Consider the following 21,031-nt stretch of genomic DNA (forward strand, 5'->3'; position numbering starts at 1 on the left):
GCGGGGCGGCTTTGCCCGAAAGTTCATCCTGTGCAAATAAAATCAAGGGGATAAGAGACTTGCGCATCTTGGATGAACTGGCTTTGGACGGCGAACGCCTGCACCGCATCGGCGGGAAAGACCTGTGCGAGCTGCTGGGCCTGTCTTCCGGGATGCTGACCCAACTCAAGAAGCGCGGTATTGCCGTTCATCTCGGGCATGATGCCTATGACCTCGAGGAGACGGTGCGCAACTATGTGACGCATCTTCGCGGCATTGCGAGCGGGCGGGGCGGCGAAGCCGAGACGCTGACCCTGACAGGCGAGCGGGCGCGGCTGGCGCGGGCGCAGGCCGAGGCGGTGGAGATGAAGAACGCGGTCCAACGGGGCGAGCTGGTGGCAGCTGCCGATGTGGAACGCGCATGGGGCGACGTGTTGCGGCAGGTGCGGGCGCGCATCCTCGCTGTGCCGTCACGGGTGCAGGCTTCGCAGACTCTCGCCCCGACTGATGTGGAGATGATCGACCGCGAATTGCGAGCGGCGCTGACGGAGCTGGGCCATGCCGACGATTGAGGATATTCAACGCGGCGCCTTGCGCGCCCTGGTCCCTCCGCCGCGCCTGCGCCTGTCAGAATGGATCGAATCGCAAATTGTTCTGCCCGAAGGCGTGAGCGCGCAGCCCGGCCCGGTGCGCCTGTGGCCGTTCCAGCGTGAAATTGCGGATGCGATAGGCGACCCGCTGGTGGAGCGCGTGACGCTGGTCAAGCCGGTGCGCGTGGGCTTCACGACGCTTCTAACCTCTGCCGTCGCGTCCTTCGTCGCAAACGAGCCTGCGCCGATCCTGTGCCTTCTGCCGGCCGAAGCCGACTGCCGCGATTATGTCGTGAGCGATATCGAGCCGATCTTCGCCGCCTCGAAGGCGGTTGCCGATGCGCTGGCCGATGATCGGGAAGAGGGCGAGCGCAACACCCTGTTGAGCCGCCGCTTCCCGGGCGGAAGCCTCAAGGTGGTGGCCGCGAAGGCACCCCGGAACCTGCGACGGCACAATGTGCGCGTGCTCTTCATTGATGAAGCTGACGGCATGGAGGCGACGGCCGAGGGCTCTCCGATCCTATTAGCCGAGCGGCGCACCTTGTCATTTCCTGACAGAAAGATCGTGCTGGGCTCGACCCCTGTGCATGAGGAAACTTCGCACGTCCTGCGCGCCTGGGCGCAGTCCGATGGGCGTATCTTCGAGGTGCCGTGCCCGGATTGCGGCGATTTCTCGGAAATCCTGTGGGAGTCGATCCGGTGGCCCGAGGGCCGGCCCGATGAAGCCGCCTGGTGTTGCCCGAGCTGCGGCACGCTGGTTCCCGAGCGGCGCAAGCCGGAAATAGTTGCGCAAGGCTGCTGGCGTCCGACACGCCCCGAGGTGCAGGGACACGCGGGCTTCCGCCTCAACGCCCTGGTAAGCCTGCACGCGAATGCGGCGTGGTCGAAGCTGGCGACGGAATTCCTGACGGCGAAGACCGATCCGACCACGCTGCAGACCTTCGTCAACACGATCCTTGGTCAAGGCTGGAGGGGCGAGGGCGAAGAAATCGAAGAGGCCGACCTTGCCGCGCGCGGCGAGCCCTGGGGGCTGGAAGCGGTGCCGGAAGACGTGCTCGCCCTGACCGCGGGCTGCGATGTGCAGCACGACCGCCTGGAGCTGACCTTCGTTGGGTGGTCCGAGTCCGGTTGCGCCTTCGTCCTTGGGCACCGCGTCATATGGGGCGCATGGGATGCGGGCGAGACATGGGAAGAGCTTAGCGATCTGCTGCGCGCCCGCTTCCCGCACGCCTTGGGCGGGCGGATAGGCATTGATGCCGCGGCGATCGACGCAGGTGACGGAACCACCATGCACACAGTCACCGCATTCTGCACGCCGAGGACACGGCGGAGGGTGCTGGCGATCAAGGGCGCGGCAGGCAACCGGCCGCTGATCGAGCGCGCAGGCTCGAAGACGAAGACCGGCGCGCGCCTCTGGATCGTGGGCGTGGACACTGCGAAGATGCAGCTCTTCGCGCGCCTGACGCGGGGCGAGTCCATCCGTCTGTCGGGCGATCTGCCCGAAGTCTGGTTCGAACAGGTAGCTAGCGAACGCGCGGTGGTGCGCTATCGGCGCGGGCAGCCCGTTCGGAGCTTCGAGCGGATACCGGGGCGCAGGGCCGAAGGGCTCGATTGTTTGGTCTATGCACACGCCGCACGCGCGATCATCAACCCGGACTGGACCGCGCGGCGGGCCGAGCTGGCGCTTGCCGCGCCCCCGGCCGCGCGTCCAGCACCCATTCTAAAATCGTCGTGGATGGCGGGATGACTCTTAGCGCAAGCCCAAGACCGCACAGGAACCGGCGAACCGTTCCTATTTGTTGTACTCGGTCGATGACGGGCGCGCGTTATTCTCCGAGATTTGATGTAGCAGATCGGCGGCAACCGTCAGGTTTTCTATCCAATCGGTTGCATCTTCTGGAGACAGGAGGATGCCTTTTTCCTTGGAACCCGTGGTCGATAGGAGTTCCAGATTGTATGCCAGATTTTCGGCCATCACTTCCAAAATGCATGCGGCCGAATTGTAAGTCTTTTTCCTGTCATCCATTTGACCCGCCTTTCTTTCTCGAGATTGGTTGGACTTCCCCGGCGCCGCACATTGAACGATACGAACTCAGCCGTCAATAAAAGTGTTGTGCTCTCACCTGTTTGTGCATATGGTGAGCACACAACACTTTTGGATGACCTACTGATGACCCGACCGCCGGAAGGACATGGCCGCTACAGACCGATGACGGTCGGTGAGATCGCTCGCATAGCCGATGTGCCGCGGGAGACTCTGCGGACCTGGCTACGGTCCGAAGCCTTCGACACCCTGCGACAAGCCAAGCGGGAAGGCGGCTGGCGGCGCTTTACTGACTTCGAGGCGATCACCATCGGCGTCTATGCGCGCTTGCTGAAATGCGACTTGGGCCACGACGCCGCAGAAGCCGGGATGCTTATCTCAGCCAAAATGCTGATGGATGAATGGGCCAACGTGGAGGGAGTTCCCTATTTCTCCGACACAACATTCATGTCGGATCGCTTTCTCTTCTTTTGGCGCAACGAGGAGGGGCAATGGCGAGCCAAGATTGAGATAATGGGGGAGGCGTTCAATGCTGAGATGAACGAGCGTATTAACGACACCTATGCAGATGTCTCCGCTTTTTCCGTGATCAACCTTGGCGTTATTCTCAGACAGACGTTCTTGTCGCTTCTCGAAGTGCAGGTGGAAAAGGAGACGGGCGAATGATCCATATCGCAGTCCTTGCTCAGCGACTTGTTGCAGAAGCTCGCCGCCTCCGCGCGCACGAAGTGCTGGAGGTAGCAGAGTGACCTTCATGTCTGCGATCAACCGTATCCTGCGCCCGGCCTCGAAGCGTTCCGGCATCGAGGCGGGCGGCGGCGGGCGGCGATGGCAGGGCACGCCGATGCTGGGCACCCCGCAACAGGCGGCGCTTGGGGCGCGCGGCCCGGCGAAGGCTCGCGCGGCCGCACTCTACCTCAATACGGCCTACGGCAATAGGATTGTGGAAGCCTGGACAAGCGCGATGATCGGGCGCGGGTATCAGGCGCGCAGCCAGCATCCCGCCCCGGGTATTCGTCGCCGCCTCAACGATGACTTCGAGGCGATGGCCAACCCGATCCTGACGCCGCTCGCCCGCGCCCTGGTGCGCGACGGCGAAGCATTCTTGCAGGTTGTCACCGAAGACGATGGCGGGCTGCGCCTCAAGCTGATCCCGGCCGATCAGGTTGACCCAGCCCTGACGCGCGAGCTGGGCGGCGGCGCCCGGATCGTGGCGGGCATCGAATATGACGCCGCCGACCGCGTGGTGGCCTTCCACGTTCTGCGCGAGGCGCCCGGCGCGCCCTTCTCGACCTTCGGGGAGACGGTGCGCGTGCCCGCCGCCGACATGATCCACACCTTTGACCTGCTGTTTCCCGGGCAGGTGCGCGGCCTGTCATGGCTTTCCCCGGTCCTGCTGAAACTGCGCGACCGCGACGAAGCAAGCGATGCGCTACTGATGCAGCTCAAGACGGCGAGCCTGATCACCGGCTTCGTCCGCGATCCCGAAGGCGGCGCGGCGGGCTTCGATGATGGCGCATCGGGGGCGCAGGTGAATGTCAGCCTTGAGCCCGGCGCGATGCGCATCCTTCCGCCCGGTGCCGATGTGACCTTCTCGCAGCCCGGGCAGGGGCTTGCCCAGGCGGTGGAATTCCTGCGGGCGCAGGATCGGGAAATCGCGGCCGGTGTTGGCCTGACCTTCGAGGCCCTGACCGGCGATCTTGGCGAGGCGAATTATTCTTCCGCCCGCGTGGGTCTTCTCGAATTCCGGCGCCGTGCCGAGATGATGCAGAAGAACCTGATCGAAGCCCAGGTGCTGCGCCCCTTGTGGCGGCGGTGGATCGACACGCAAGCCCTTGCAGGCACGATCCGGGCCGATGGCGCAGATCTCGCCGATTATCGCCATGTCCGCTTCGTCGGGCCGGGCTGGGCCTGGGTTGATCCGCGCAACGAAATCGAGGCCGAGATTGCGGCGATCGGCGCGGGCCTGAAATCCCGCGAGGAGGTGGTGGCCGGGCGCGGCCGGGACATTGACGACCTGGACGAAGAGCTCGCCCGCGATGCGAGCCGCGCAGGCGAAGGAGCGACAGCATGACCATTCACCTGCGCGCGGTGACGCCGCATCCAGCAACGCTGGACCCGCAGGCCCGCACCATCGAGGCGATTGTCTCGACCGGCGCCGAGACTGCCCGGCCCGGCTATATCGAGCGGCTGGACCTGCGCGGCGCCGACCTCTCGCGCCTGATCGGCGGGCCGGTGCTCGATGCGCACCGAGCAAGCTCGACGCGCGATCAACTCGGAGTGATTGACGCCGCCGAGGTACGCCGGGAAGGGCTTTGGGTCCGCATCCGGTTTCGCAGCAACGAGGCTGCGCAGGCGGTACTGGCCGATATCGGCGACGGCACGCTGCGCGGCTTGAGCATCGGCTACAGCGTGGCCGAGTGGAAAGAGGCGCGTGACGGCGACCGCCGCATCCGCACCGCAACCCGGTGGACGCCGCTTGAGGTTTCCATCGTTCCTGTCCCGGCCGATCCGGGCGCACATTTCCGTCATGGAGGCAACCAGATGGATACCCAAGAGCAGACGGCCGAACGCCCGGCCGAGACGGCGCGGCAGACCCGCGCCCAGGCGAACGCCGAGATCCGGACCATCGCCGAGACGGCGGGCCTGTCCCGCGCATGGGCGGATGAACAGATCGACGCCGATGCGACCCCGGAGGATGCGCGCGCCGCAGCCTTCGAGGCGATGCGCACGCGGAGCGTGCAGGCCACGACCCGCACGACGCGGGCCGAAATCGCCTTCGACCATACCGACCCGACGGTGACAGCCGCGCGGGCGGGCGAAGCCCTGTATGCGCGGGCGCATCCCGGACATACCCTTTCCGATGCCGCCCGGCCCTTCGCCTACATGACGACCGTTGACCTTGCGCGCGACTGTCTGCGTCGCGTCGGGGTTTCGATGACGGGCGCGGCGACGGAAACCCTGATCACGCGGGCACTGCATACCACGTCCGACTTCCCGCTGATCCTGGGCGATGCAGTCGGGCGTGAGCTGCGCCGGGCCTATCAGGCCGCGCCGTCCGGCATCCGGCAGCTTGCCCGGCAAGGGACCATCCGCGATTTTCGTCCGAAACGTTCCATCATGTTCGACGAAGCCCCGGAACTGGAAAAGGTTCTCGAAGGGGGCGAGTTCCAACACGGAACGATGGACGAATCGGCCGAGCTCTACAGCCTCGAAACCTTCGGCAAGATTTTCGGAATCTCGCGGCAGGCACTGGTTAACGATGACCTTGGCGCCTTCACGACGATCCCGGGGCGCTTGGGCACTGCCGCCAGTGCCTTCGAGGCGATGCAACTCGCCGCTAAGATAGCGGCGAACCCGCTGATGAGCGACGGGGTGGCCGTCTTCGCCGCGGCCGGGCACGACAACCAAAAGGCCGCGACCTCGACCGGCGAGGGAGTTACCGTCCTCGACGCGATCAAGGCAGACCTTTCCGCCGCCCGTCTGGCGATGCGAAAGCAGACCGGCCTTTCGGGAATGCTGATCGACGTGACCCCGCGCTTCGTTCTGGTCCCGCCTGACCTCGAAACCACGATGGAACAGGCCCTTTCCGAGGTGCAGGCAACCAATACCGACGAAACCAACCCCTTCTCGGCTTTGTCATTGGTGGTGGAGCCTCGCCTTACATCCGATTCACAATGGTATGTTGTGGCCGATCCCGACCTGATTGACGGGCTCGAGTACAGCTACCTCGAAGGAGCGCCCGGCCCGCAGATCGAGACCAAGGTGGGATTCGAGGTAGACGGGGTGCAGATGAAGGTGCGCCTCGACTTTGGTTGCGGATGGCTGGACCATCGCGGCTGGTTCCGGGTTGGCTGATGGCACTGGGGACCGAGGATATGGTGGAGCTGCGCGACGAGCTTATCCGGGCTCGCGCGCGCGGCGTCCGCGTTACGATGTATGAAGGCAGGCGCGTTGAATACGCGAACGACGCTGAAATGGCAGCGGCTATCGCAGACCTCGAACGCCGCATTCGCAGCGCCTCGACCCCGCGCCCCGCCACCGTGATGTTTTCAAGCTCGAAGGGGCTATGACATGGCGAACCGTGCCGCGACCGTGAAGCAATCCGACCTAACACGCTACCTCAAAGCCGCTTCGGCGGCGGGTGTGATCGTGTCGAAGATCGAGGTGGCGCGCGACGGCACGGTGCGCATTTTCACGCCCGATGCTGGCCCGGACGAAGGCTCTAACCCCTGCGACAGGCTGCTGAAATGACGCGGCGCCGCAATCCTTTTCCCGGTGTGACCCGCGCCCCCGACCGCCATGGGAAAGTGCGGTGGCGATTTAGACGCAAGGGCTTTTCCTGCTATCTGCCGGGTGCATACGCATCCGCCGAATTCCGCGCTGCCTATGAGGCGGCGCAGCTCGAGGCGAAAACCCCGACTCCGATCGCGCGTTGGCCGCATGGCTCCTTAGGCTGGTTGATCACGCATTATCTCGCTTCGCCGCGCCATGCGCAGAAGGCGCCAAGCACCCGCAAGACCCTACGGGCCGAATTGGACTGGCTGCGCCATACGAAGGATGAAGGCGGCGCCGATGCGGGTGATCTGCCCGTTGCCAGCTTTCGCGGGCGCCACGTTGAAGCCCTCATGGACAAAAAGGACGGCCCTGCCGCGCAGAATCGCGTGCGCAAGAATATGTCTCTTCTGTTCAATTACGCGATCCGTCTTGAGCTGATCGCGGCGAACCCTGTTCGCGCTACAGATCGCGTGAAACACAAGAGCGACGGCTATCATACTTGGACGGATGCGGAAATTGCACGCTTCCTGAAACGCCACGACTCTGGCACCCAGGCCCGCCTTGCTCTTCTGCTGGCGCTAAACACAGGCGCGGCGCGTCAAGACCTTGCCAAGCTTGGATGGCAGAACGTGAAGGGCGGGCGTATCACCTATAAGCGCGGGAAGACCGGCGTGGAGGCTGACTTGCCGATCCTGCCCGAGCTTGCCGAAGAGCTCGCCAAGGTGCCACGCACCCAAATGCTCTTCTTGCCGACGCAGGCGGGCGCGGCCCGGACCCCGGCGGGCTTCGGTGGCTGGTTTAAGGCGAAGGCAGTGCAAGCCAATGTGACGGCCGACAGTGCCAATATTCACGGACTTCGCAAGGCGGGTGCGACCCGGCTTGCCGAACATGGTGCGACGGAATGGGAAATCGCCTCTTTCCTCGCCCATGAAGACACCAAGCAGGCCGCGGTTTACGTTCGCAAGGCGAACAGGGCGAAGCTTGGCACGTCTGCGCTTGCCCGGCTTGGCGGGGCGAAAAGCGAACATAACTTGTCCAACCCCGGTGAAGGGTTGGGCAAATCAGATGCAAAACGAAAGGAATAACATGGCTTTACAAGGTGTCATGGTAGGCCCGGAGGGACTCGAACCCCCAACCAAAGCGTTATGAGCGCTCTGCTCTGACCAATTGAGCTACAGGCCCGCCTTCAGGCTGCGTAGCACCATGCACGGTCCCGTCAAGACTCCACGTTGCAAGAGCGCGCGCGATCGACTACCCCGCGCAGCAGCGGCTGCGGAGAGGATCGGGCGATGACGACGGCAGGCAAGGGCGGCATGACCTATGCCGGGGCGGGAGTGGATATCGACGCCGGCAATGCGCTGGTCGAGCGGATCAAACCGGCGGCGAAGCGCACGCTGCGCAGCGGCGTCGTTGGCGGGCTCGGCGGGTTCGGGGCGCTGTTCGACCTGCGGGCGGCGGGCTATCGCGATCCGGTGCTCGTCGCCGCGACCGACGGGGTCGGCACCAAGCTGCGCATCGCGATCGACACCGGGACCGTGGAAGGCATCGGCATCGACCTTGTGGCGATGTGCGTGAACGATCTGATCTGCCAGGGCGCGGAGCCGCTGTTCTTTCTGGATTATTTCGCGGTCGGCAAGCTCGAGACCGAAAGCGCGGCGCTGGTGGTCGAAAGCATCGCGCGGGGCTGCGAGCAGTCCGGCTGCGCGCTGATCGGGGGTGAAACCGCCGAGATGCCGGGGATGTATGCGGCGGGTGATTTCGACCTTGCGGGTTTCGCCGTCGGTGCCTTTGAGCGGGGCAGTGAACTGCCCGCCGGGGTCGCCGCGGGCGATGTGCTGCTCGGGCTGGAAAGCAGCGGGGTGCATTCGAACGGCTTTTCGCTCGTGCGCCGGGTGGTCGAACGGGCCGGGCTCGGCTGGGGCGATCCGGCGCCGTTCGGGGGCGGCTTGCTGGGTGCGGAACTGCTGCGGCCGACGCGGCTTTACGTGAAACCCGTGCTGGCGGCGATCCGCGCGGGCGGCGTGCGGGCGATTGCTCATATCACCGGCGGCGGGCTGGTCGAGAACCTGCCGCGGGTGCTGCCCGACGGCCTGGGCGCGCGAATCGATCTTGATGCCTGGCGGCCCGCGCCCGTGTTCGGCTGGCTTGCGCAGAGCGGCGAGATCGCGCAGGCCGAGATGCTCAAGACCTTCAACTGCGGCATTGGCATGGTGCTTGCGGTGGACGCATCACGTGCCGAGGCGCTTGCCCACCTGCTGACCGAAGCGGGCGAGCAGGTCCGCGTCATCGGCGAGGTGACCGAGGGGGCCGGGCTTTCGCTGTCGGGCCGGCTGCGGTGAGCGCAAGGCGCGTCGCGATCCTGATTTCGGGCAGCGGCTCGAACATGGTGGCGCTGGTCGAGAGCATGACCGGCGATCATCCGGCGCGCCCCTGTCTCGTGCTTGCGGACGACCCCCATGCCGGCGGGATTGCGAAGGCGCGCGCGCTCGGCGTGCCGGTCGCCGTGGTTGACCGGCGCGATCACGCGGGGGACCGCGCGGGATTTGAAGCGGCGCTTCTGGATACGCTCGAGGCGGCGCAGCCCGACATCATCTGCCTGGCCGGGTTCATGCGCATCCTCAGCCCCGGTTTCATCCGGCAGTGGGAGGGGCGAATGCTGAACATCCATCCCTCGCTTTTGCCGAAGTTCCGCGGGCTCGATACCCATGCCCGTGCGCTTGCGGCGGGCGAGGCGGAACATGGCTGCACCGTGCATCTGGTGACCGAGGATCTGGATGCGGGGCCGGTTCTCGGGCAGGCGCGGGTGCCGGTCCTGGCGGAGGATACGGACGCGACGCTCGCTGCGAGGGTGCTGGCGCAGGAGCACCGTCTTTACCCGGCGGTGCTCGAACGCTTTGCCCGCGGCCGCTGCACTGGGCCCGGCTGAGCCGTTAACGCGACGGCGCGCTTTCAAAAACGCGCCGGGCAGCATAAATACGGAGCACCTGCCGGGCGGGGGCATCTGCAACGCCATTCTGCCGCCGCCCGCGGACATGATAAGCAAGAAACGAAATTGCCGATGAGAACAATCACCACGACCGACGACCTTTCCGCTTTCTGCACGCAGGCACGGACGCAGGATTATGTGACTGTCGACACCGAATTCATGCGCGAGCGCACCTATTATTCGAAGCTCTGCCTCGTGCAGCTTGCCATGCCCGGCAGCGCGGGGGATGCCGTTCTCGTGGATCCGCTGGCCGATGGAATCCGGCTCGACCCGCTTTATGAGCTGTTCCGCGATGAAAACGTGGTCAAGGTATTCCATGCCGCGCGTCAGGATCTCGAAATCTTCTGGGTCGATGCGGATGTGCTGCCGCGGCCGCTGTTCGACACCCAGGTTGCGGCCATGGTCTGCGGTTTCGGCGATCAGGTCAGCTATGAGACCCTCGTGCGCCGGATCGCGCATGAAAAGGTGGACAAGTCCTCGCGGTTCACCGACTGGTCGCGCCGTCCGCTGCGCGAGGCGCAGAAGGTCTATGCGCTGGCCGACGTGACCCATCTGCGCGATATCTACGAGTGGCTGGCCATGGAACTCGAACGCAGCGGCCGCAGCCGCTGGGTGGCCGAGGAACTGGGGAGCCTGACCGACCCCGAGACCTACCGGACGCGCCCCGAGGATGCGTGGCGCCGGATCAAGACCCGCAACCATACGCCGCGGTTCCTGGCGATCGTGCGCGAGCTTGCCGCTTTCCGCGAGCGCCATGCGCAGGAAAAGGACATTCCGCGCAGCCGCGTCATGAAGGACGACGCGCTGCTTGAAATCGCTGCGGCAAAGCCCCGCACGCCGGCCGATCTGGGCGGATTGCGGCTGCTGCTGCGCGAGGCGCGCCGCGGCGAGATCGCCGAGGGCATCCTGGCGGCGGTGGAACGCGGCATGGCCTGTCCGCCCGAGGATCTGCCGAAGGACGAGGCGGTGAAGGAGCGGCTGCAGGTCAATCCGGCGCTGGCCGACCTGCTGCGGGTGCTGCTGAAATCAAAGACCGAAAGCTCGGGCGTGGCCGCGCGGCTGATCGCGCCGAGTTCGGATCTGGATGCGATCGCGGCCGGAAAACGCGACATCCCGGCGTTGAGCGGCTGGCGGCGCGAGGTCTTCGGTGCCGATGCGCTGCGGCTTTGCGAGGGCGAGATCGCGCTTGCCGCGAACGGGAACGCGGTGCAGGTGGTGCAGCTTTAAGGCGCTCGTGCCGGCCCGCCGATCTGCGCGGCCGGGCCTGCCGGGCGGCGGGTTTCAGCGGCGCGATTCAAGGGCGTTTTCGGCCCCGCGCACCCGGATTGCGCGTATGTTTTCAAGCTGGTGGTCGGTCAGGCTGTAGGCGGCGGTGATGCTGCGCGTATGGGGGCTGCCGGTTTCGGTGTCGCCTTCGGGATAGACCACGAGGAAATCGAAGGTCAGCGTCGCGGTCTCGTCGGGGCGCAGCTCCGGATCGGTCGGGACCAGACGCGCCTCGAACGCGCCCTGCCGCGCGGCAAGGCCGGTTGCGCGCAGGATCGCGCCGCCGCGCTTGCGTTCGACCACGAGTTCGCTCACCTGCGCGATCGGCTGCGAAAGGTCCGGGGCCTCGCGGCGGCTGAGCAGGCCCGGGCGCTGTTCGGGGATCAGCGCATTGTCGGCGCTGCCCTGCACCGGGACGCTTCGGCCCGATCCGAACCAGTTGGCCGGATTCAGCCGCGAATTGCACCCGGCAAGCGCCAGCGAACCGATCAGAAGAACTGCCAGAGGTCTGTACATGCGCCTGCTGCCCTCGGAATTGGTTTCGTCACGGTTAGCGCATTCACGCTCGGTTGAAAAGCATTCATGGACCACTGGACTCCGGCGGGTACGAGGCATAGCTCGGGAGGGGAAGACAAGGGGATTGCACGATGGCCAGCGCCGCATTCGAGGAAATCGTCGAGGATTTCGAGTTCCTGCCCGACTGGGAGGATCGCTACCGGCACGTGATCGAGCTTGGCCGCGCGATGGAGCCGCTCGACGAGGCGCTGAAGGTTCCCGCGACCAAGGTCGATGGCTGCGTGAGCCAGGTCTGGCTGCACCCGGAGATCGAGAGCGGCATCTTCAGCTTTCGGGGCGACAGCGATGCGCTGATCGTGCGCGGGCTGATCGCGGTGCTGCGCGCGCTTTACTGCGGGCTTCCGGTGGCGGAGGTGCCCGGGGTGGACGCGCGCCGCGAACTGGAGCGGCTGGGACTGAACGAGCATCTGTCCTCGCAGCGCTCGAACGGGTTGCGCTCGATGGTGGAACGCATCGGGCTGGTGGCGCAGGAAAAGGTCTGAGCGGCGGGAACGGTTGCGTTCGTTGCCCGGGGGGCGCTGCCCCCGTCGCCCTTTCGGGCGACTCCCCCGGGATATTTCAGCCAGAAGAAGACCGGGCGGTTGTGCCGGCGCGCGGGTGGGTGTCGTTATAGACCTCGAGCAGGCGGGCCGTGTCGACGCTGGTATAGGCCTCGGTGGTCGAGAGCGAGGCGTGGCCGAGGAGGTCCTGGATCGCGCGCAGATCGCCCCCCGCCGCGAGCAGATGGGTGGCGAAGCTGTGGCGCAGCGCGTGCGGCGTGGCGCTTGCCGGCAGGCCGAGCCCGGTGCGCGCCTCTGCCATGGCTTTCTGCACGAGTCGCCGCGAAAGCGCGCCGCCGCGCGCGCCGCGGAAAAGCGCCCCGTCTTCAGTGAGTGGGTGCGGGCAGAGCCGGACATAGGCCGCGACCGCCTCGCGCGCGGCGGGGAGCACGGGAACGACCCGTTCCTTGCCGCCCTTGCCGGTGATGCGCAGGGTCCGCGGCAGGGGCGCGTCGGCGCCCCGGAGCGAGAGCGCCTCGGAAATGCGCAGCCCGCAACCCCAGAGCAGGGTGAGAACGGCGCTGTCGCGCGCCCCGATCCACGCGGCGGCGGGCTGTTCGCGCACCGTTTCGAGCAGGTTGCGGGCGTCGCCCTCGGCCAGCGGGCGGGGCAGCTTGCGCTGGAAGCGCGGGGCGCGGGCGCTGAGCACGGCGGTCGGTTCGAACCCTTCGCGCTCGGCCAGCCAGCGGCAGAAGGATTTGACCGCCGAGAGCTTGCGCGCGAGGCTGCGCGAGGAGGCGCCGGTGCCGCGCAGATGGGCCATCCAGGCCCGCATCTCGGGGGTGGTGATCCGCCCCAGCGCGACCGGCGCCTGCGGACCGCCCCGGTGTGCGGTCAGGAAGGCGAGGAAATCACGCAGGTCGGTCTGGTAGGCAAGGCAGGTATTTTCGGCCGCGCCCTCGAGGCTGCGCTTGCGCTCGAGCCATTGTTCGAGCGCATCGCGGCAGGCGGGGGAGATGTCGATCACGCAAGCCAGCGGCGCAGGACGCGCTCGAAGACGCCGGTGAAAAAGCCGAGCAGATCGGTGCCCTGATCGGGCGAGAAGAGTTCGGCATCCGATGCGCCAAGCACCAGCATCCCCGGCAGGTGGTCCTTGCCGAGGTCGAGAATCAGGCAGGCCTCGGAGCGGATCCGCTGCGTGGTCTGTCCGTGGATCGCGCCGTCCGGCAACGCGTCGCTGCCCGCGGGTGCCCGCAGGGTGACCTGCCGCGGCGTGCCGCCCCGCCCGCCGGCAATGTAGCCCGCGCAGGTGCCCGGATCGGCGAGCATCAGCACATCCGCGAGGCGCCCCTCGTCCCGTTCGGGATCGGGTCGGGATTCGAGCACCAGCGTGACCGCATCGACGCAGAGGATATCGGCCACGTTTTCGCGCAGGTTGCGCAGGAAGCTTTCGAAATCGCCGGGCTCCAGCAGGCGCAGGATCGCGCGGTGAATCTGGTTCGTGCCGGCGAGATTGTCATAGGCCGCCGCGATCACCGAGCGGTGGGTGTCCTCGAGCCGGCCGAGCCGGGTTTCGAGCCGCTCCATGGCGATCGCGCGCAGATCGACGATGTTGCTGCCCATGGCGCGCTCGTTCGCGGCGACCAGCGCCTGCATCACGTCGGGGTCTTCGAGAATGGCATCCGGTCGGGCGAGAATCGCCTGGCGGAGGGTTTCGTCAAGTTCGGGGCTGCTGCTCATCACTGCCTCGTCATGCCTTTGCGGTTGATTTTCCGCCTTCTAGCACGAATTCCGGCGCCGCGTCGGAAAAACCGCGCGGGCGCCGGAGGACATTGCCGGGAAAAGTTGCCGGAAAGACCCGGTCAGAGGATTTTCTGCCCGGTCTTTTCCCAGTCGGCCAGGAAGGCGGCGAGCCCCTTGTCGGTCAGCGGATGCGCGGCCATCTGGCGGATCACCGCAGGCGGGGCGGTGATCACGTCGGCACCGATCAGGGCGCATTCGGTCACATGGCTGACGCTGCGGATCGAAGCGGCGAGGACTTCGGTCTCGTAGCCGTAGTTGTCATAGATCTGGCGGATATCGCGGACCAGTTCGAGCCCGTCGAGGTTGATATCATCCAGCCGGCCGATGAAGGGCGAGATGAACCCCGCCCCCGCCTTGGCCGCGAGCAGCGCCTGTGCAGCGGAAAAACACAGTGTCACGTTCACCAGGAAGCCGTCGTTGCTGAGCGTGCGGCAGGCGTGCAGCCCGTCCCACGTGAGCGGCACCTTGACCGCGATATTGTCGGCGATCGCGGCCAGCTTGCGGCCTTCGGCGATCATGGCATCGGCTTCGGTCGCGACCACTTCGGCCGAAACGGGGCCGTCCACCATGTCGCAGATCGCTTTCGTGACCTCGACGATGTTCCCCCCCGATTTCAGGATCAAAGAGGGGTTGGTGGTCACGCCGTCCAGCATGCCGAGTTCGTTCAGTTCGGCGATGGCGTCGATGTCGGCGGTATCGGCAAAGAATTTCATGGCATGGGTTCCTTTCCGGGTTGGGGGCCGGTCGGTCCTCCGGGGCGCGCGATATTGTGCCCGATGCCGGCTTGGCCTCTGCTCCTCATGGCTTTAGCTGATGGGGCATGAGGCGGGAACCCCTGAAACCCGAAGGTGTGCCATGGCGGGGCCGGATTATTTTGAAACGGGCGCCCGGGTCGGCGTCCTGACCGCGCAGCCGCTGGATGGCGTGCTGGATTACCGCGCGCCGGAGGGCGGCTGCCGGCGGGGCGATTTCGTCGAGGTGCCGCTTGGCCCGCGCAAGGTCATCGGTGTCGTCTGGGGGGCGGCTGCGGGCGGATTCGACCCCGCACGTCTGCGACAGGTGCTGCGCGTGCTCGACGTGGCGCCCATGCGCGAGGAACTGCGCCTGTTTCTGGAGCGCGCCGCCGAATACACGCTGACGCCGCTGCCCCTGATGCTGCGGCTGGCGACGCGCGCGCCGGGGCTTGGCGATCCGCCCTCGATGCGGCGCGTCTATCGCCCGGGTCCGGGCCGGCCCGGGCGGATGACCGATGCGCGGGCGCGGGTGATCGACGCGGCGGCGGAACACGGCGGGCTGGCCTTCACGCTGCATGAGCTTGCGCGGCTTGCCGGGGTCAGCCCTTCGGTGGTGAAGGGGCTTGTCGCCTCGGGCGCGCTGATCGAAGAGGACGCGCCGCGCGATCTGCCCTTTCCGCGGCTTGATCCGGCGCGGCCGGGAAAGGCGCTGACCGCGGATCAGGCGGCAGCGGCGGCGGCGCTCAGGACCGGGATTCGCGAGGGCGGTTACGGCACGACCCTGCTCAAGGGGGTGACGGGGTCGGGCAAGACCGAGGTTTACCTCGAGGCGGTGGCCGAGGCGCTCGCCCAGGGGCGGCAGGCGCTGGTTTTGATGCCCGAAATCGCGCTGACGGGCGAGTTCCTGACCCGGGTCGAGGCGCGCTTCGGCGCCCGTGCGGCCGAGTGGCACTCGGGCGTCACCATGAGCGAGCGGCGCCGGATCTGGCGCATGGCCGGGCAGGGCGGGGTGCAACTGGTGGTCGGGGCCCGTTCGGCCCTGTTCCTGCCGTTTCGCGACCTTGGCCTTGTGGTGGTCGATGAGGAACACGACGGATCCTACAAGCAGGAAGAGGGCGTGCTTTACAATGCCCGCGACATGGCGGTGCTGCGCGCCTCGATCTGCGGCGCGCGGGTGGTGCTGGCGAGCGCAACGCCGAGCCTCGAGACCTGGGTGAATGCCGAGGCCGGAAAATACGCGCGCCTCGACCTTGCCACGCGGTTCGGGCGCGCGCTCATGCCCGAGATGCGCGCGATCGACATGCGCGCCCAGACGATGCAGGCCGGGCGCTGGATTTCCCCGGCGCTCGGCGCGGCGCTCGAGCAGCGGATCGAGCAGGGCGAACAGGCGATGCTGTTCCTGAACCGCCGCGGCTATGCGCCGGTCACGCTCTGCCGTGCCTGCGGCCAGCAGGTCGGTTGCGAAGATTGCGATGCGCGCATGGTCGAACATCGCCATCTGAACCGGCTGATGTGCCACCAGTGCGGCGCGACCCGCCCGATCCCGGTCATCTGTCCGTCCTGCGGGGCCGAGGGGCGGATGGCGCCGGTCGGCCCCGGTGTCGAGCGGCTCCAGGAAGAGGCGGCGGCGCTGTTTCCGCAGGCGCGGATCGCGACGCTGAGTTCCGACCTTTTCGCCTCGGCACGCGCGCTCAAGGCGGCGATCGAATCGATCGCGGCGGGCGGGGCCGACATCGTGATCGGCACGCAGCTTGTCGCCAAGGGGCACAATTTCCCGCTGCTGACGCTTGTCGGGGTGATTGATGCCGATCTCGGGCTTCAGGGGTCGGACCTGCGCGCGGCCGAGCACACGTTTCAGCTCATGCGGCAGGTCGCCGGCCGGGCCGGCCGGGCCGAGCGGCCGGGGCTTGCGCTGCTCCAGACCTTTCAGCCCGAACACCCGGTGATCCGCGCGATCCTCTCGGGCGACGAGGAGGGCTTCTGGCGCGCCGAGGCGCAGGCGCGCCACGCGGCGGGCGTGCCCCCCTTCGGGCGCATGGCGGGGATCATCCTCTCGGGCAAGGATCTGGGCGCGGTGATGGAGCTTGGCAACCGCCTTGCCCGCGCCGACGGGGCGCTGCGCGAGATCGGGGCCGAGGTCTACGGGCCGGCGCCCGCGCCTGTCGCCCGGCTGCGCGGGCGTCATCGGGTGCGCCTGCTGGTCCGGGCGGCGAAGGGCGTGCCGTTTCAGCAGGCGCTGCGCCGCTGGATCGCGCCGGTTCGGACAAAGGGCGATCTGCGCCTTGCCGTCGATATAGACCCGCAGAGCTTCATGTAGGCGGGTTCGGGCAGGGCAGGCGGCGCGGCACAAAGCCTGCTTGCCTCCGCCGCCTTTTGCGGCAAATCATGGGGATATGAGCAGCCCGCCGTCGCATCTTGCCTTTTCCGCCGCCGAGGGGGCCGTGGCCTTCCACCGCAGCGAACTGGCCGTGATCCTGCCGCTTTACGGGCGGATGGTGGCGGCGGGGGAGTGGCGCGATTACGGCATCTCCTGCCTGCGCGACATGGCGGTGTTCTCGGTCTTCCGCCGCAGCGCCGAGCATCCGCTCTACCGGATCGAAAAGCACCCGCGCCTTGCCGGCCGGCAGGGGCAATATGCGGTCGTGGGCATGGACGGGCGCATCCTGCGCCGCGGACATGATCTGAAAACGGTGCTGCGCGTGCTTGAACGCAAGCTTATCCGCGCGGTGGAATAGGCTGGGATCCGCGCGGCCGGCGCCGCGCGATCATCGGGCCGCCGCCGGCCGCGCGGATCCGGGCACAAGCCGCGGCAAGCGGCTCTTCCGTCACCGCCATGTGATGGGCGTTGGCATGAAGCAGCAGGTCCGGCCCGGCGACCAGCCCGACATGGCCCTTCCAGAACACGAGATCCCCGCGCCGCAGCGGACCCCGCACTTCCGACCCCAGGCGCTGCTGCTGGTCGCTGTCTCCCGGGCAGGCAATCGCGCAGGCAAGCAGCGCCGCCTGCACAAGCCCCGAACAGTCGATTCCGGCGCTGCTGTTGCCGCCCCAGAGGTACGGCGTGTGCAGGAACGACCGGGCGACCTCGATCCAGTCATGCGGGCGGTCATTGATCCTGCGCAGATGGGCGCGAGGGATGAACCCGGCGCCGGTCTCAACGAACCCGCCCCGTTCCGATCGCACTGTGACGCGCGCGCCCAGCGACAGCGCGAAGCCTTCGCGCGTCTTGATGCCGGGGGAGGGATAGACATGGGTTGCCGGGGCGGCGACCCAGTGGCTCGGGGCCTCGCGCGGGGAAAGCGCGGCATCGGGCAGGTATCCGACGTAGCCGTCCTTCTGCGCCTGAACGAAGGCCCAGCCGGCGCGATACTCGTGGACCCGGACGAAATCACCGAGAAGAAGCTGTCGCGCGCGTGCCCCGTTGGGCGCGTCGCACAGATCGACAAGCGGGCGCGCAACCTGCATCGGCTCGCCCCGAACGGCGCGGCGGTCCAGAAATTCAGAGGCCAGATGCGCGGCCGCGACCCGTGGATTGACGGGGGTCAGACGACGATCCCGCAGCACCATTGCTCAGAGCCCGAGCAGGCCGGGAAGCGCGTCGAACATTGCGCGGATTCCCTGACCGACCCCGCCCTTGGGTCGCGCCGGGGCGGGTTTCGGCTGCCAGCCGTAGATGTCCCAGTGCACATAGCGCCCGCTGCCGGCAAAGCGGCGCAGGAACAGCGCCGCGGTGATCGCGCCGGCGAAACCGCCCGAGGGCGCATTGTCGAGATCGGCGATGCCGGGTTCGATCTCGGCCTCGTAGGGCATATGGAAGGGCAGGCGCCAGACCGGATCGGCGACGTTTTCGCCCGCATCGGCAAGCATCTGCGCGGCGGTGTCGTCATCGGTGAAGAACGGGGCAATGTCCGGGCCGAGCGCGACCCGCGCCGCGCCGGTGAGCGTCGCCATGGAGACCAGCAGATCCGGCGCATCCTCGGCCGCGAGCGCGAGCGCATCGGCCAGCACGAGCCGCCCTTCGGCATCGGTGTTGTTCACCTCGACCGTCAGCCCCTTGCGCGAGGTCAGGATGTCGCCCGGACGCATGGAACTGCCCGAAACGCTGTTTTCCACCGCCGGGATCAGCACCCGTAAGCGCAGCGGCAGGCCGAGCGCCATGATCATATGCGCAAGCCCGAGCACATTGGCCGCCCCGCCCATGTCCTTCTTCATCAGGCCCATGCTGCTGCCGGGCTTGAGGTTCAGCCCGCCGGTGTCGAAACAGACGCCCTTGCCGACCAGCGTGAGCGCCGGCCCCGATTCGCCCCAGGACATGTCGATGAGGCGCGGAGCCCCGGCGGCGGCCCGCCCCACGGCATGGATCAGCGGCAGGTCGTGGTCGAGCAGATGGTCGCCCGTCACCACCGAGACATGCGCCCCGTGGCGGGCGGCGAGGTTGCGCGTCGCCGCCTCGAGCTCGGCCGGGCCCATGTCCGAGGCCGGCGTGTTGATCAGATCGCGGGCCAGACATTCGCCGGCGGCGATGGTCTGAAGCCGCGCCGCATTCACCCCGTCGGGCGCGACCAGCTGGCGCCGTTTCCTGTCGCCTTCGGCATAATGGTCGAAGCGATAGCCCGCCAGCAGCCAGCCGAGCGCCTCGTTGCTGCGCGCCGCCTCGGGCAGGCCCGAAACGATGCGATAGCTGCCTTCGGGCAGGCGCGCGGCGGCGGCGGCAAGGGCAAAACGCCCCCTTGCCCGGGTCTCGGCGCTGCCGAAGCCGGCCAGCGCCATGGCCGGGCGGCCGCCCGCGCCGGGCACGAGCAGCGCTTCGCCCAGCTTGCCCCGGAAGCCGTTGGCCCGCACCCAGGTTCCGACATCCTCTGCCTGATCGCTCAGCCAGCCCGACAGGGCGGCGGTTTCGATCACATGCAGGGGCAGGGATTCGGGATCCGAGGAAAACAGGCTGAGGGACATGGGCGCGCTCCGTCTGATGGTCTGGGCCTGGTGGTCTGGGCCGGATGATCGGTCTGGCCGCACCTTACGCCCGCGCGCCGGGGCTGCAAGGCCGCTCAGCCCGGCAGGCCCGGCGAATCCCACACCGCCGAAAGCGAGCGCTCCCCGATCCGGGCCAGCCGCGCCACGGTGGCGCCGAGCGCGGCCGGATCGCGCCGGTCGGCGCAATCGACCACGTCGCGCGCCACCCGCGCCAGCGACACCATGCCGATCTGTTCCGCGATGCCGATGGTCGAGCGCGCGCAGCGGCGCAGTTCCGTGCAGTCGCCCGCGCGCCAGAGCCGTTCGCAGCGTTCGAGCCGCAGCGCGAGTTCCTCCACCGCGCGGCAGAGCAGATCATCCGCGCCGAATGCGCCCATCTCGCGGCAGAGATGGGTGAGTCGGTCCGGTTCGAGCCGGATATGCTCCTCGCGATAGAATTCGCGCAGTCTGATCATCGTGGCCTTCCTTTGCTTTCTCCCGGTTTAGCAGGATCACGACAATCATGGCAGGAGATTGGTGAAAGGTTGCGGCGGGCGTGCGATCTCTCTCGAATTTGATCTTTATCCACTGTAACAAGAGCGCGGAAATCACCACATGAGGACATCCGGGATGAAATACGCGAAACCCCTGCCGGGCTATCTCGCGCAGCGATATCATGGCTGGAAGGCGACTGCATTCAAGGAGAACGAGGTCTGGTATCGCCGCCTTGCCGATGATGGTCAGCATCCGCGTGCGATGATCATCTGCTGCTGCGACAGCCGGGTCGAGGCAACCCAGATCTTCGGGGCCGATCCGGGTGAATTCTTCGTTCACCGCAACATCGCCAACCTGATCCCCCCCTATGAGGTCGGCGGGCAGCAGCACGGCACCAGCTCGACCGTGGAATTCGCGGTCAAGATGCTGAAGGTGGCGCATATCGTCGTCATGGCGCATCAACACTGTGGCGGTGCACAGGGCTGTATCGACATGTGCGAGGGCAATGCGCCGGAACTCGAATCCAAGGACAGCTTCACCGGCCGCTGGATGGAGATGCTGCGCCCGCGCTATGAGCAGGTCGCGGACATCGACGACCCGGAGCAGAAGGCGCGCGAGATGGAAAAACAGACCGTCGTCGTGTCGCTCGAGAACCTGATGACCTTTCCCTTCGTCAAGGAAGCGGTCGAACAGAACGGTCTGAGCCTGCACGGGCTCTGGATCAATATCGGCGAGGGCGTGCTTGAAGGCTACGACCCCGCGACCGGGCGGTTCGCCCCGGTCTGACGGCAGGTGCCCTCCGGTTGCGTGCCGGAGGGCAGAGAGTGCCTTGGTTTCCGTGGCCCGGG

At 67.1% G+C, this 21,031-nt stretch carries 23 protein-coding genes and 1 tRNA gene; 15 read left to right on the plus strand and 9 right to left on the minus strand.

Annotated elements, in window-relative coordinates; genetic code table 11:
• The first annotated feature begins 59 nt into the window (after nt 1-59).
• Both B0B01_RS09490 and B0B01_RS09495 read left to right on the plus strand, forming a co-directional pair.
• Nucleotides 60-551 (plus strand): DNA packaging protein, encoded by a 492-nt coding sequence (locus B0B01_RS09490; protein WP_076649648.1) that lies wholly within the window; start codon nt 60-62, stop codon nt 549-551.
• Nucleotides 538-2,316 (plus strand): phage terminase large subunit family protein, encoded by a 1,779-nt coding sequence (locus B0B01_RS09495; protein WP_076649649.1) that lies wholly within the window; start codon nt 538-540, stop codon nt 2,314-2,316. Before B0B01_RS09490 ends, B0B01_RS09495 begins: the two co-directional genes overlap by 14 nt.
• A 45-nt stretch (nt 2,317-2,361) precedes the next feature.
• Here the strand turns inward: B0B01_RS09495 and B0B01_RS09500 are convergent, their stop codons facing one another.
• The gene (locus B0B01_RS09500; RefSeq protein WP_143733037.1) at nt 2,362-2,595 is read right to left on the minus strand and encodes a hypothetical protein; all 234 of its coding nucleotides are present in this window, start codon (nt 2,593-2,595) and stop codon (nt 2,362-2,364) included.
• A gap of 51 nt (nt 2,596-2,646) precedes the next feature.
• Between B0B01_RS09500 and B0B01_RS09505 the strand changes: the two genes are divergently transcribed.
• The 6 genes from B0B01_RS09505 (at nt 2,647) to B0B01_RS09530 (ending at nt 7,976) form a co-directional block, all read left to right on the plus strand.
• Nucleotides 2,647-3,279: a MerR family transcriptional regulator gene (locus B0B01_RS09505; RefSeq protein WP_143733038.1), complete on the plus strand. Its 633-nt coding sequence runs from the start codon at nt 2,647-2,649 to the stop codon at nt 3,277-3,279.
• Between the two features lie 88 nt (nt 3,280-3,367).
• Entirely contained in the window at nt 3,368-4,687 is a 1,320-nt protein-coding gene (locus B0B01_RS09510; protein ID WP_143733070.1) for a phage portal protein, read from the plus strand.
• The gene (locus B0B01_RS09515; RefSeq protein ID WP_076649653.1) at nt 4,684-6,471 is read left to right on the plus strand and encodes a prohead protease/major capsid protein fusion protein; all 1,788 of its coding nucleotides are present in this window, start codon (nt 4,684-4,686) and stop codon (nt 6,469-6,471) included. The genes B0B01_RS09510 and B0B01_RS09515 overlap by 4 nt, the downstream gene beginning before the upstream one ends.
• Nucleotides 6,471-6,686 (plus strand): phage head-tail joining protein, encoded by a 216-nt coding sequence (locus B0B01_RS09520; RefSeq protein ID WP_076649654.1) that lies wholly within the window; start codon nt 6,471-6,473, stop codon nt 6,684-6,686. Before B0B01_RS09515 ends, B0B01_RS09520 begins: the two co-directional genes overlap by 1 nt.
• A gap of 1 nt (nt 6,687) precedes the next feature.
• On the plus strand, nt 6,688-6,867 hold the full coding sequence (locus B0B01_RS09525; RefSeq protein ID WP_076649655.1) for a hypothetical protein: 180 nt from the start codon (nt 6,688-6,690) through the stop codon (nt 6,865-6,867).
• Complete coding sequence (locus B0B01_RS09530; RefSeq protein ID WP_076649656.1) at nt 6,864-7,976, plus strand: tyrosine-type recombinase/integrase; 1,113 nt, start codon at nt 6,864-6,866, stop codon at nt 7,974-7,976. Before B0B01_RS09525 ends, B0B01_RS09530 begins: the two co-directional genes overlap by 4 nt.
• A 20-nt stretch (nt 7,977-7,996) precedes the next feature.
• Here the strand turns inward: B0B01_RS09530 and B0B01_RS09535 are convergent.
• A tRNA-Ile gene (locus tag B0B01_RS09535) sits at nt 7,997-8,073 on the minus strand.
• 107 nt (nt 8,074-8,180) lie between these two features.
• Here B0B01_RS09535 and purM point away from each other — a divergent pair.
• From purM to rnd, 3 genes are all read left to right on the plus strand, one after another.
• Complete coding sequence (purM, locus tag B0B01_RS09540) at nt 8,181-9,230, plus strand: phosphoribosylformylglycinamidine cyclo-ligase (RefSeq protein WP_076649657.1); 1,050 nt, start codon at nt 8,181-8,183, stop codon at nt 9,228-9,230.
• Entirely contained in the window at nt 9,227-9,817 is a 591-nt protein-coding gene (purN, locus tag B0B01_RS09545; protein WP_076649658.1) for a phosphoribosylglycinamide formyltransferase, read from the plus strand. Before purM ends, purN begins: the two co-directional genes overlap by 4 nt.
• A gap of 132 nt (nt 9,818-9,949) precedes the next feature.
• The gene (rnd, locus tag B0B01_RS09550) at nt 9,950-11,104 is read left to right on the plus strand and encodes a ribonuclease D (protein ID WP_076649659.1); all 1,155 of its coding nucleotides are present in this window, start codon (nt 9,950-9,952) and stop codon (nt 11,102-11,104) included.
• Nucleotides 11,105-11,158: 54 nt separating this feature from the next.
• On the opposite strand, the gene B0B01_RS09555 is transcribed toward rnd, so the two are convergent.
• Nucleotides 11,159-11,659: a hypothetical protein gene (locus B0B01_RS09555; RefSeq protein WP_076649660.1), complete on the minus strand. Its 501-nt coding sequence runs from the start codon at nt 11,657-11,659 to the stop codon at nt 11,159-11,161.
• 131 nt (nt 11,660-11,790) lie between these two features.
• Between B0B01_RS09555 and B0B01_RS09560 the strand changes: the two genes are divergently transcribed.
• Nucleotides 11,791-12,201: a SufE family protein gene (locus B0B01_RS09560; RefSeq protein WP_076649661.1), complete on the plus strand. Its 411-nt coding sequence runs from the start codon at nt 11,791-11,793 to the stop codon at nt 12,199-12,201.
• A 76-nt stretch (nt 12,202-12,277) separates the two neighbouring features.
• Here B0B01_RS09560 and B0B01_RS09565 read toward each other — a convergent pair whose 3' ends face one another.
• From B0B01_RS09565 to fsa, 3 genes are all read right to left on the minus strand, one after another.
• Nucleotides 12,278-13,225 (minus strand): tyrosine recombinase XerC, encoded by a 948-nt coding sequence (locus B0B01_RS09565; RefSeq protein ID WP_076649662.1) that lies wholly within the window; start codon nt 13,223-13,225, stop codon nt 12,278-12,280.
• On the minus strand, nt 13,222-13,938 hold the full coding sequence (locus tag B0B01_RS09570) for a DUF484 family protein (protein WP_076649663.1): 717 nt from the start codon (nt 13,936-13,938) through the stop codon (nt 13,222-13,224). The genes B0B01_RS09565 and B0B01_RS09570 overlap by 4 nt, the downstream gene beginning before the upstream one ends.
• Nucleotides 13,939-14,060: 122 nt before the next feature.
• Nucleotides 14,061-14,714 (minus strand): fructose-6-phosphate aldolase, encoded by a 654-nt coding sequence (gene fsa, locus B0B01_RS09575; RefSeq protein WP_076649664.1) that lies wholly within the window; start codon nt 14,712-14,714, stop codon nt 14,061-14,063.
• 142 nt (nt 14,715-14,856) lie between these two features.
• Here fsa and B0B01_RS09580 point away from each other — a divergent pair, with 142 nt between their 5' ends.
• Both B0B01_RS09580 and B0B01_RS09585 read left to right on the plus strand, forming a co-directional pair.
• Nucleotides 14,857-17,052 (plus strand): primosomal protein N', encoded by a 2,196-nt coding sequence (locus B0B01_RS09580; protein ID WP_076649665.1) that lies wholly within the window; start codon nt 14,857-14,859, stop codon nt 17,050-17,052.
• A 76-nt stretch (nt 17,053-17,128) separates the two neighbouring features.
• Nucleotides 17,129-17,470 (plus strand): DUF2794 domain-containing protein, encoded by a 342-nt coding sequence (locus B0B01_RS09585; protein ID WP_076649666.1) that lies wholly within the window; start codon nt 17,129-17,131, stop codon nt 17,468-17,470.
• Here B0B01_RS09585 and B0B01_RS09590 read toward each other — a convergent pair.
• From B0B01_RS09590 to B0B01_RS09600, 3 genes are all read right to left on the minus strand, one after another.
• Complete coding sequence (locus tag B0B01_RS09590; RefSeq protein WP_327082988.1) at nt 17,451-18,302, minus strand: C40 family peptidase; 852 nt, start codon at nt 18,300-18,302, stop codon at nt 17,451-17,453. The genes B0B01_RS09585 and B0B01_RS09590 overlap by 20 nt on opposite strands.
• Before the next feature lie 3 nt (nt 18,303-18,305).
• The gene (locus B0B01_RS09595; RefSeq protein WP_076649667.1) at nt 18,306-19,688 is read right to left on the minus strand and encodes a leucyl aminopeptidase family protein; all 1,383 of its coding nucleotides are present in this window, start codon (nt 19,686-19,688) and stop codon (nt 18,306-18,308) included.
• Nucleotides 19,689-19,783: 95 nt separating this feature from the next.
• Entirely contained in the window at nt 19,784-20,164 is a 381-nt protein-coding gene (locus B0B01_RS09600; protein ID WP_076649668.1) for a hypothetical protein, read from the minus strand.
• Between the two features lie 154 nt (nt 20,165-20,318).
• On the opposite strand from B0B01_RS09600, the gene B0B01_RS09605 reads away from it, so the two are divergent.
• Nucleotides 20,319-20,969: a carbonic anhydrase gene (locus tag B0B01_RS09605; RefSeq protein WP_076649669.1), complete on the plus strand. Its 651-nt coding sequence runs from the start codon at nt 20,319-20,321 to the stop codon at nt 20,967-20,969.
• The last annotated feature ends 62 nt before the right edge of the window (nt 20,970-21,031 follow it).

The organism is Pontibaca methylaminivorans (assembly GCF_900156525.1).
GTDB lineage: Bacteria > Pseudomonadota > Alphaproteobacteria > Rhodobacterales > Rhodobacteraceae > Pontibaca > Pontibaca methylaminivorans.

Bases quoted from the DNA above. Each gene is read 5' to 3' on its own strand.
- B0B01_RS09555 (WP_076649660.1), bottom strand. From the start codon at position 11,659: ATGTACAGACCTCTGGCAGTTCTTCTGATCGGTTCGCTGGCGCTTGCC.
- B0B01_RS09595 (WP_076649667.1), bottom strand. From the start codon at position 19,688: ATGTCCCTCAGCCTGTTTTCCTCGGATCCCGAATCCCTGCCCCTGCAT.
- B0B01_RS09495 (WP_076649649.1), top strand. From the start codon at position 538: ATGCCGACGATTGAGGATATTCAACGCGGCGCCTTGCGCGCCCTGGTC.
- B0B01_RS09580 (WP_076649665.1), top strand. From the start codon at position 14,857: ATGGCGGGGCCGGATTATTTTGAAACGGGCGCCCGGGTCGGCGTCCTG.
- B0B01_RS09510 (WP_143733070.1), top strand. From the start codon at position 3,368: ATGTCTGCGATCAACCGTATCCTGCGCCCGGCCTCGAAGCGTTCCGGC.
- B0B01_RS09605 (WP_076649669.1), top strand. From the start codon at position 20,319: ATGAAATACGCGAAACCCCTGCCGGGCTATCTCGCGCAGCGATATCAT.
- B0B01_RS09600 (WP_076649668.1), bottom strand. From the start codon at position 20,164: ATGATCAGACTGCGCGAATTCTATCGCGAGGAGCATATCCGGCTCGAA.
- purM (WP_076649657.1), top strand. From the start codon at position 8,181: ATGACGACGGCAGGCAAGGGCGGCATGACCTATGCCGGGGCGGGAGTG.
- B0B01_RS09570 (WP_076649663.1), bottom strand. From the start codon at position 13,938: ATGAGCAGCAGCCCCGAACTTGACGAAACCCTCCGCCAGGCGATTCTC.
- rnd (WP_076649659.1), top strand. From the start codon at position 9,950: ATGAGAACAATCACCACGACCGACGACCTTTCCGCTTTCTGCACGCAG.
- B0B01_RS09525 (WP_076649655.1), top strand. From the start codon at position 6,688: ATGGCGAACCGTGCCGCGACCGTGAAGCAATCCGACCTAACACGCTAC.
- B0B01_RS09560 (WP_076649661.1), top strand. From the start codon at position 11,791: ATGGCCAGCGCCGCATTCGAGGAAATCGTCGAGGATTTCGAGTTCCTG.
- B0B01_RS09500 (WP_143733037.1), bottom strand. From the start codon at position 2,595: ATGGATGACAGGAAAAAGACTTACAATTCGGCCGCATGCATTTTGGAA.
- fsa (WP_076649664.1), bottom strand. From the start codon at position 14,714: ATGAAATTCTTTGCCGATACCGCCGACATCGACGCCATCGCCGAACTG.
- B0B01_RS09520 (WP_076649654.1), top strand. From the start codon at position 6,471: ATGGCACTGGGGACCGAGGATATGGTGGAGCTGCGCGACGAGCTTATC.
- B0B01_RS09530 (WP_076649656.1), top strand. From the start codon at position 6,864: ATGACGCGGCGCCGCAATCCTTTTCCCGGTGTGACCCGCGCCCCCGAC.
- B0B01_RS09585 (WP_076649666.1), top strand. From the start codon at position 17,129: ATGAGCAGCCCGCCGTCGCATCTTGCCTTTTCCGCCGCCGAGGGGGCC.
- B0B01_RS09590 (WP_327082988.1), bottom strand. From the start codon at position 18,302: ATGGTGCTGCGGGATCGTCGTCTGACCCCCGTCAATCCACGGGTCGCG.
- B0B01_RS09515 (WP_076649653.1), top strand. From the start codon at position 4,684: ATGACCATTCACCTGCGCGCGGTGACGCCGCATCCAGCAACGCTGGAC.